This window comes from Streptomyces axinellae (genome assembly GCF_039532135.1).
Classification (GTDB): Bacteria; Actinomycetota; Actinomycetes; order Streptomycetales; family Streptomycetaceae; genus Streptomyces; species Streptomyces axinellae.
Map to the genome: position 1 here is coordinate 24,323 of NZ_BAAARJ010000032.1, position 9,241 is coordinate 33,563.

The 9,241-nt window shown below is 67.4% G+C and carries 6 protein-coding genes and 2 pseudogenes; 7 read left to right on the top strand and 1 reads right to left on the bottom strand.

What is annotated here, in order from left to right:
- Positions 1-1,141 precede the first annotated feature (1,141 nt).
- The 4 genes and pseudogenes from ABD339_RS31415 (at position 1,142) to ABD339_RS31430 (ending at position 5,139) form a co-directional block, all read left to right on the top strand.
- Entirely contained in the window at positions 1,142-2,800 is a 1,659-nt protein-coding gene (locus ABD339_RS31415) for a hypothetical protein (RefSeq protein WP_344570572.1), read from the top strand.
- Between the two features lie 548 nt (positions 2,801-3,348).
- The gene (locus ABD339_RS31420; protein ID WP_344570573.1) at positions 3,349-4,212 is read left to right on the top strand and encodes an IPT/TIG domain-containing protein; all 864 of its coding nucleotides are present in this window, start codon (positions 3,349-3,351) and stop codon (positions 4,210-4,212) included.
- A 156-nt stretch (positions 4,213-4,368) separates the two neighbouring features.
- A pseudogene (locus tag ABD339_RS31425) lies at positions 4,369-4,593 on the top strand (IS110 family transposase); the annotation flags it as partial.
- A 324-nt stretch (positions 4,594-4,917) separates the two neighbouring features.
- The gene (locus ABD339_RS31430) at positions 4,918-5,139 is read left to right on the top strand and encodes a hypothetical protein (protein ID WP_344570574.1); all 222 of its coding nucleotides are present in this window, start codon (positions 4,918-4,920) and stop codon (positions 5,137-5,139) included.
- A gap of 413 nt (positions 5,140-5,552) precedes the next feature.
- On the opposite strand, the pseudogene ABD339_RS31440 reads toward ABD339_RS31430, so the two are convergent.
- A pseudogene (locus tag ABD339_RS31440) lies at positions 5,553-6,357 on the bottom strand (transposase family protein).
- Between the two features lie 494 nt (positions 6,358-6,851).
- On the opposite strand from ABD339_RS31440, the gene ABD339_RS31445 reads away from it, so the two are divergent.
- From ABD339_RS31445 to ABD339_RS31455, 3 genes are all read left to right on the top strand, one after another.
- Positions 6,852-7,538: a hypothetical protein gene (locus ABD339_RS31445; RefSeq protein WP_344570575.1), complete on the top strand. Its 687-nt coding sequence runs from the start codon at positions 6,852-6,854 to the stop codon at positions 7,536-7,538.
- Between the two features lie 119 nt (positions 7,539-7,657).
- Positions 7,658-8,455 (top strand): IPT/TIG domain-containing protein, encoded by a 798-nt coding sequence (locus ABD339_RS31450; RefSeq protein WP_344570576.1) that lies wholly within the window; start codon positions 7,658-7,660, stop codon positions 8,453-8,455.
- 155 nt (positions 8,456-8,610) lie between these two features.
- Positions 8,611-9,241 (top strand): IPT/TIG domain-containing protein (locus tag ABD339_RS31455; protein WP_344570577.1); only part of this gene is annotated, 631 nt, incomplete at its 3' end.

The following is a 9,241-nucleotide window of genomic DNA, read 5'->3' on the forward strand; positions in this document are numbered from 1 at the left end:
GGCGGGCACCCTGTCCGTAGTCCCGCATACGGCCCCCCGGCCCGACACATCGGTCCTGCACCTCGGGAAAGTCCCAAGGTGCGGCCAGGACGTTCCGCACACCGCCTCCCACCGCGCCGACCCACGGGCCTGGATCCGCGCGGTCACCTGGTTTGCCGACGCCGGACTACGCCCTGAGCGCCCTGCACCCCAAGGCCCGATCCACCACTATGCGCATTGCCCGGGACTGGTCCCAGCGCATGGACTACAGCCGCCGCATTGTGTTTTACGACCCTCAAGGCACTGTCGCGCGTCTGAAAATGTCGGAGTCCAACGTCAAGGGCCACGTCTCCTACCTCCGGGAGCTTGGCGCGCTCGTCCGGATCGAGCACGGCAGCAAGCGAAACCTCCGCCTGCCATGCCGGAAACACATCGCCACAGCAACGATCTACGCCGCACCCATTCCCACGGTCCATGACCTGGTGAGGGGCATCGACTTCGCAGCAAGGGCTACGAAGCGGCTGCCATTGGCGTCACGGCGGCCGGCCGTGAACCACGGCTGTGGAGGAAAGGGCTGCCCAGAAGCCAGTCAGGAAGGAGGAGTCTTGCGCCCCCTTCGGCGGGGTGTTGGTGCGTCTGCACCAGCTCGTACCTCTGGTGATGAGGGGGCGGGGATGACGTAGTCCACCGGGGAGAGCGGTGTCCGTGCTCAACGGATCTTCCTGCCGCCCCGGGTCGCTCCGTCTGTCGGTGATGTAGGAGTCACCGACAGGTTCGGCGCCCATCTGCCACCAGGGCTTGAGAGAGCCCCGAAGGGATTGTTCGTCCGGTGAGAGCCGATCGAACAGTTCGACACAGGTTTCGCCCAGAAACCAGAAGCACCATTAGGGGGCTTCGTCGTGCCGTGAGGTAGAAGCCCCGCGACAGGAGCCATTGTGCATGACCTCGTCGGGCGGTGCCAGCATTGGCATTCCCGTGTACCCGATATCCGGCCATCCTACTGGGCCGACCGCTGCGCAAACGTGACTGGTATCAGGCTGTCGAGCCTCTCCGGGATGATGTCGGTGAAGGGCGGGCCTGGCCCCTCACTGCAACCCGTCCTCGTTCCGGATCCACGAGGCAGGGGGATGTGGTGACGGCGGGGCCCAGGCGGCGTCAGCGCGTGCGGGTGCCGTGGCGGCTCGTGGCGTCGGCCGGCTATGAGGACGTCGCGCTCGCCGTCTACCTGAAGGTTGCCGCGCTGGCGCAGCGTGCTGAGGGCTGTACAGCTGGGACCCGCACTCTGGCCGGGTACCTGGGCATGTCGGTCTCCTCCGTCGAGCGCGGCCTGGCACAGCTCGCCCGCCCGGCGGCCGATGACGGCGTGGTCGAGCTGTCCTCGACACGGCGCAGCAAACCTGGCGGGGATGGTGATACCGCGGTGCGCAGGCTTCGGCAGGTGGGCCGGGCTGAGCGGTTCGTGTGGCTGCCTGTGGCGGCGTGCGAGGACCTGACGCCCCGGCAGCTGCGTGCTTACGCGGTCATCGTCTACGCCTCAGCCCGTCACATTCCTCTGGCCGAGGCGGAGCTGGCGCAGTTCTTGCGTCATGCTCGCGGTGTTCGTGCGGGCTGTCCGGTGACGGCCGCGGCTGCTGGGCGGGTTGTCGATGCGTTGGAGTCGGTCGGGTGGGTGACGGTGGAGCGCCGGGCGGGAGGGCGCGGTCGTCACCAGTTTCACCCTCACGACATTCCGCCTGACGAGCGCACCGGGCTGCCTCATACCGCGCCCGTGCCCGGCGGATCCGGTGGCGCTGTCGGCGCTCCTGTGGATATCCCGGCGCAGGTGGGTGGCAGCGGCTCAGCATCGCCCGAGCGACCGGCGGTTGGTGACGGATCGGGTTCGGCTGTTTGTGCGGGATCGCTCACGTATAGGGAAGACCACCTGAGCTGTTCACCGGAGGACGACCGCGCGCTGTACGCACCCGCCGTAGGCGAAGTACAGGTACGCGAAGGTGTGGAAAACTCGCCGCCCCCCAGCGCGCCTCGAGGGAGCCAGGACCGTTTCGTGCCGCGCGCGGATCACCACCCCCCACCACCATCTCCGGGCAGGTTCGAAGGGCGTTACGACGGGCCCGTGCTGACCCTGAGCCCGCGGATCTATCACGTGCTGGAGCCGGTGCACTGGCTGCTCAAACAGGCCACTTCCTGGGAGCAGCGGTGCATCGCCCGTGAGGTCGGCCGTCAGTTGCGTGCTGGTACGGAGGCGGCTCGGTTGAGCGATCGATTGCGGCGTCGGTTCGCATCGATTGTCGCTGCCGACATCCGGTCCCCGGGCCGCTGGCTGCTTGGTGTGGCGCTGCCCCGTTGGGGATGTGCGCAGGCAGAGTGCGAGGAAGGCATGCTGTGGGCTTCCGGTGCCTGCTGCGAGGAGTGCCGAGCCTCTCTGGCGGCGCGCCGCCGCGCCGAGCGCCTCGCGCACGGCGTGCGTGCCGAGCACACCGGCACGCCCAGCCCTGGTGGGGTATGCCCGGATTGCGAAGCGGGCCGCGCGGCCGGCGCCCCGCCCCCCGTAACCGAACGGCCTGCAAAGCGTGTTCACGCGTGGTGCATGACCTGCCGGCACCCAGTTGTGCTCGACCCTGCGGCTCCGGGAGACCGAGTGTGCGTGGCCTGCCGCGATCAGTCCCACCTGGCCTCCGCGCCACCGCGCACAGGTCTGCCCGTGTCCTGCCAGGGTTTCGGCGGGAAACTGTGCGAGCGCACTGCGCTCCTCGGGAAGACTCGCTGCCTGCGCTGTCTGGCCCGCAGCGAAATGACCGTCGCCGCACCGGCGGCGTCATGACTCCGAGCCTGCTACCGCGCCTCGCCGGGCCGCCGTGGGTGTCGGCCGGCCGACAGAAGGCCGGGGATCCGGCTGGCCTCTTCCGAGACGGCCTACATGATTCCTTCGTGCACGAACCGCAGCTTTGCGCCGAACGGGTGACCATGTATCACTGTTCTTGCCGCCGCGTTGACCCTATGGGTTACTGAAGGCGTCCGAACCGGTGGGTTGCCCATTCCTTTTCCGGGGAGCTTGGCAGTCACCCGCCCGTTCTCGCTCATTATGCAGAGCGGCCGTAGTGCCCGCAGTTGGGCTGCGGCGAGTTCTCCTTCTTCTGCCAGGCCCCCACGTGAGGTCTGTCTCCGGTTTCGGCAGATTCACCCGCCATCCTCCGGGGCGCTCACAGGTGGAGTCTCCCGCCCGGGCCGGCAGCCAACGCCAAAGCCGTACTCCTGCGCGTCAGGCTGCCGCACGCACTCCATGGCTTTCGACAACGGACTGCGGTCGATGGTCCAGGGCGGGCGACTTCGGCCCGGCACTGGTGGAATCACCTCGACAGGAGAACATTCATGTCCACACCCATGCTCGCGAACACCAACGCCCAGCTTGGACTCAACGCGCCGGGTCAGAATTCGCTCCTTCCCTCCCCCTTGCCTCCCCAGCCGCCCCTGCTGCTCGCGGCCGTCCCGATCAGTGGGCCCACGACCGGTGGCAACGCCGTTCTCCTCGTCGGCCTGGGGCTGGACAACATCACCAACGTCTCCTTCGGCGGCAATCCGGCAACCGTTATTTCGCAGAACATCCTCGGCCTCCTGGTCGCGGTCTCAGCTCCGGCGCACGCCGCGGGCACGGTTCCTGTCACCGTCACCACACCCCTCGGCACCAGCAACGCCGTGAACTACACCTACGTGAGCCCGGTCCTCCCCCCGACCGTCACGGCGATCGCCCCGGTATCCGGTCCGGTCACCGGAGGCACACCCTTCACGATCACCGGCACCAACCTGACTGACGCCACCGTTCTGTTCGGGGGTCTGCCGGCCACCGGCGTGAGCGTCGACCCGTCCGGGAACTCCCTGACCGGCATGACACCCCTCGGGCTCGGCGCGGGCAATGCCACGGTCACCGTCATCACCCCTGCCGGTACCGCCAATGTCCCGGGCGGGTTCACCTACACCGCGGGGCCCCCGACCTCCGTCACCATCATCCCGAACACCGGCCCCGCCACGGGAGGCACGCCCTTCGTGCTGGCCGGTACCGGGCTGAGCGGTGGCAGTGTGACGATCGGCGGTATTCCGGCCACCGGCGTGACCACCGACCCGACCGGCACTCTGATGTTCGGCACGACCCCTGCCGGCGCCCTTGGAAACCAGCCGGTAGTCGTCACCACTCCGGGTGGCAGCGCCACCGTTCCTGGCGGCTTCACCTATGTGTAAGCCGTCGGTCTCTGCCGCGTCGTCCGCGGCCAGGAGCCGAGCCCCGGCGACTGCGAGGCGGTGAACGCCGGCCTCCGGGTTCACTCTTCCCGGAGGCCGGTGACCCCGTTCCTACGGGTGCGGCCCGCTCCAGCTCCCGTTCGGTTCCGTCCCTGACACGCACCCAGAGGCGGCAACCGGCAGCTCGAACGCGCGATGTTCCTGTCCGCCTTCGCCGCCCTGCACGACCCGGCCTCCCGCAGCTACTACGACAAGTGCCGGGCCCGGCGAAAGACCCATACACAGGCCCTCCTCCGCCTCGTCCGCCACCGCATCAGCGTCCTGTTCGCCATGCTCCGCGACGGCACCTTCTACCAACCCAGAACCTCAGCCACGGCTTGACCAAGGACATGGAGACACCCCCCGGAGCCGGTACGAGGGGTAGCGCGGGCGGACCAGGCTTCCGACGCCCGGATCTCCGCCGTCGTTCTTGCAGGCGCTGCCGGCACGTTCCCGTGACGGTCACGACCTCCGGTGGATTCATCAGCGTTGTTTTCACCCGGATGGATATCCCACACATCTGACCGAACAGCAGAAGATTCCGGCCTACAAATTCGTCACCGCAGGGACGGTTTTTCCATACGCGTCCCCCGATTCATCCGGCACTTGTCAGCCTGTCGGAGGAACCGAAACGGGTCGGGGTTTCACCGCGACGGAGGAGACAACGTGGGAATTGACATGACGCCGCTGGTCCACAAGTTCCAGGCCGACTATCCCGGCCTGAGTACCGAAACCGCCCGGATCTGCGTCGAGCACCTGCTGGAACTGTGCATCCGCTACGGCCGGTCGAGGGGAACAACGGCATTCAGACGCGTGGTTGACACGGCTGCTCGCGAGTGCCGGCCCTGGGCGATTGAGCTCACGGATCACTACGGCTGGAAGAAGTGAAAGCGCCGGCCTTCACAGCTGCCACGGGGCGCACTACATCTCCCGGGCGTTCGCGCAGCCGTGCGAGGGTCGGTCGTGACCCGGCCCATGGGAGCCGTCGGGACAAGCCCGGACAACGCCCTCGCGGAGAGCTTCAACGAGGTCCTCATTCGCGAGACGCTCCAGGGGCGCCCGCCGTTTCGACGGCGCCCAAGCCTGCCGCCTCGCAGTCTTCGGCTGGACCGCGCGCTGCCGCATCCACCGCAGGCGATCCCACCTCGGAAGGCACCGAACGAGTACGACCGTCGGCCGGCTGCCCTGACACTCGCCGCATAACGACCGGAGCGGGCATCCACTCTCCGAGGGCATTGACTGTCGACGGGCGAACGTTGCCTGATAGGGCATCCGCTCATCAGGCCCCCAAGGAACCTCTTTCATCCTGAATAGCTGCAGGTCAGGAGAGTGTGGACGGCGGTGACGGCACGGCCGAAGCGGCGGGTCGAGCAGCATGCTCTGCGCAGGAGGCGCCAGGACTTGAGCGGGGCGAAGGCACGTTCTCGAGGGGCGCGCACGCGAGCTTGGTCGCGGTTGAACTGCTGGTGGTGCTCCGGGAGTTCGTGATGCCGGTGGTACGGCGTGCGGAATGTGTTGTCGGCGCCTTGGTAGGCGCGGTCGGCGAGCACGGGGGTCTGGCGGGTGAGGCAGGCTTCGGTGGTCCCGTGGGCGCGGGCCGCGGTCAGGTCGTGCGTGCGGCCCGGCGTCGCCCGTGAGAACCACAGGGGCGTCTCGTCCGGTAGTGCGATGACCTGCACGTTCATGCCGTGCTTCCGGTGTTTTTGTGAGTAGTACGGCTCATCGGTGGCGAGGTGGTCGATCGGGATGAGCGGGCCGTCGACGATGACGAAGTCGCCCTCGCCCAGGCCGGCCTGGGCTTCGCGCAGTCCGGACTCCCAGCTGGCCGGGACGTCGATGGTCTCGTCCACGCACCGCCATGCTGTCGCCTCGGAGATCCGAACCCGGCGCGAGCTGGGCGGACGTCTCGTTCTTGCGCAGGTGTGCCAGGGCGAGGAGGGCCTGGTGGAAGCAACCGAGCGTGTGCCACGGCGAGTTCAGTTCACGCCTTCGGGCGTAGATGAGCCAGGAGACATGCTCGACCAGCTCGTGCGGGACGTCGAGCATGGAAGGATACGGAACCCGATGGAGCCCCTCGGTTGCCTGTGTGATGAGTGAGATCACCACGCCGACGACGAGGGGCTCTGCCATGTCACCGCCCTCGCTGACCAGCCCACTTCACCCCTACAGCACAGGATGAAGGAGGTTCAAGGAAAAGCCACAGCATTGACCGTGTTCTTCCTGGGGTTGGGGAATCCTTCGTTCCTGGGCTGGCAGCCACCGCTCGGGCTCAGCATCAGTCCGGCCATTCTGTCCCGAACAGATGTCAGCTGTCTCGGCCGCACACCGCCCCACTCTCTTGTCGTTCTGTGGGACGGCGCCGGTGTCGCACGCTGCGCCGACCGGGTGATTGTGGACCGCGCCTCTTGCGTGCGTGGCAGCCCAAGGGACCTACTAATGTCATCCAATCAGGTGGGCTGCCCATACCCCGTGGGGGATACAGCCCGTTGGTGCGTGTGCCTGTCCCAGGCCCGCGGGGGCGTCTCTCGGGGAGTTGCCGGCCGGCGTGCGTTTTTGTGCGCTGACCGGCGAAAGTGGCCCATGCGTCCAAAGGGGGCGTTGTGCGAGCCATCAATATGCTCCGACTGCTGTTCGGGGCCAGCGCTGTCGGGGCGCTGGTGTTCACCACCTCGGCAGCCCATGCGCAGACGGTGCAGGCGCAGGTCGTGCCCTGCAACGAAACGGCGTTGGTCAATGCCGTTGATGCAGCCAATGCTGCCGGAGGCGGTGACCTGATCCTTGCGCCGTTCTGTACTTACACGCTCACCAGCGCGCACAGCTCGGGTGGTTCGGGCGGACCGGCGGGGCTGCCGAGAATCACCACGCCGATCACCATGACAGGGATGTTCAACGAGATCACTCGTGCGTCGAATGCAGACGCGTTTCGCATCATCGAGGTGGACGGGTCTTCTCAACTGCCCTCCGCTCACGGTCAGCTCACCTTGACTTCAGTCTCGGTGAGCAACGGTGACGCAGGCCTCGGGGTGGGTGGCGGCATCGCAGCCCTCGGCGGATCGGTCACCCTTACCACTGGGGGCGTGCACGACAACCGGGCGTCGTTCGGCGGTGGTATCTACACCGACACGGCGCTGACGATGACTGCCAGCAGTGTCACCGGCAACACCGCCACGTCCAACGGCGGTGGCGTCTTCAAGAATGACGGTTCCGCGACGCTGCTGGCCACCAACGTATCGGGCAACACCCCGAACAGCTGCGCGGCCAAACCGCCCCTGCCGTCGCCCTGCTGAGGGCCGACGCGGCGATCACCACAGCGTTGCAGGACGGCGCACCGGGTGCCGCCCGCTCGCCTCCCCCTACCCGCCCAGCGCGGTACCCAGCCGATCAGCAACAGGAATGGAGATCAGCCATGGCACCTGTCATCAACACCATCTCACCCACCTCAGGCAAAGCAGGCGACTCACTGACCATCAGCGGCTCTGGCCTGGGGAGCCTGAGCACGACCAAGGTGAACCTCGGCAGCAAGACGGTCACTCCCAACCTTGCCAGCAACACCTCTGTCACTGTCACCGTCCCATCGGGGTGCTCGGGCCAGGCCAACCTCAGCGTGACCGTCTCAGGTGTGAACAGCAACACCAAGCCCTTCTTCTTCCTCGGCGCCCCGACCGTCACGGCGCTGACGCCCAGCGCTGGTCCGGCCACCGGTAACCCTGCCATCGACGTTTTCGGCAGCGGTTTCGCCACGGCGACGCTGGTGAGCTTCGGCGCGGTTGGCTCTGTCGCCCCCGCCAGCATCGTGTCGGACACCCACCTGACCGCTGTTCCCCCGAACCACGCCACCCCTATCGCCGGCTGCGTCGACTCGGTGAACGTGCTCGTCACCAGTCCCGGCGGCCAAAGCGTCGCGACCGGCGCGCCCGGTCAGTTCGAGTACTACGACGCGCCGTCGATCAACACCCTGACCCCCAACACAGGACCGGCCGGGACGACGGGCGTCATCGTCGACGGCGACTGCTTCGTGGGCGTCACCTCGGTGACACTCGACGACGGGGTCAACCCGCCCACGTCGGCCGACAATATCCAGCCCATCGATGTGAACACGGTGGTCTTCGCCGTGCCCCCGGCCCTGGCCACGGGCGCCTACAGCGTCGTCGTCACCACCCCCGGCGGCCCCAGTAACGCCGTCACGTTCACCGTCACCCCCTAGTCCTGAGGGGTCGGACCGGCACCAACAGGCGGGCTGCTCTTGCCCCAGGGCGGTAGCCGACGGCCAAGCACGCCGCAACCGTGCCCTCCTGCTGTGCCCTGGCTGCCGTGTGGCAGTCAGGGCACAGCTCAGGTTTCATGGAAAGGAGTTATGCGATGGCTCCGTTCATCAGCAGTCTCAACCCCAACCACGGGCCACCTGCGGGGGGCACTGCGGTCACGATCAACGGCAGCGGCTTCACCGGCGTCACCATCGTAAAGTTCGGAACCGTGCCGACGGCGTCGTTCACGCTGGTCAGCGACAGCAAGATCACCACTACCGCCCCGGCGGGTACCGGGTCGGTCGCTGTCACCGTCACCTCGCCGCTCGGCACCAGCAACAGCCTCACCTACAGCTACACCACCGCCCCCACACCCGTACTCACCAGCCTGAACCCCACCTCGGGACCCACCAGCGGCGGCAACACCGTCACCCTCACCGGCACCGGATTCACCAACACGACAGCAGTCCACTTCGGAGCCGCCACGGCCACCAACATCACGGTGGTCAGCGACAGCCAACTCACCGTCACCGCCCCCGCCGGTGCCAGTCCCGTACCGGTCAACGTCACCACCCCCGGCGGCACCAGCAACAGCCTCACCTACAACTACACCACCACCCCCACACCCGTACTCACCAGCCTGAACCCCACCTCGGGACCCACCAGCGGCGGCAACACCGTCACCCTCACCGGCACCGGATTCACCAACACGACAGCAGTCCACTTCGGAGCCGCCACGGCCACCA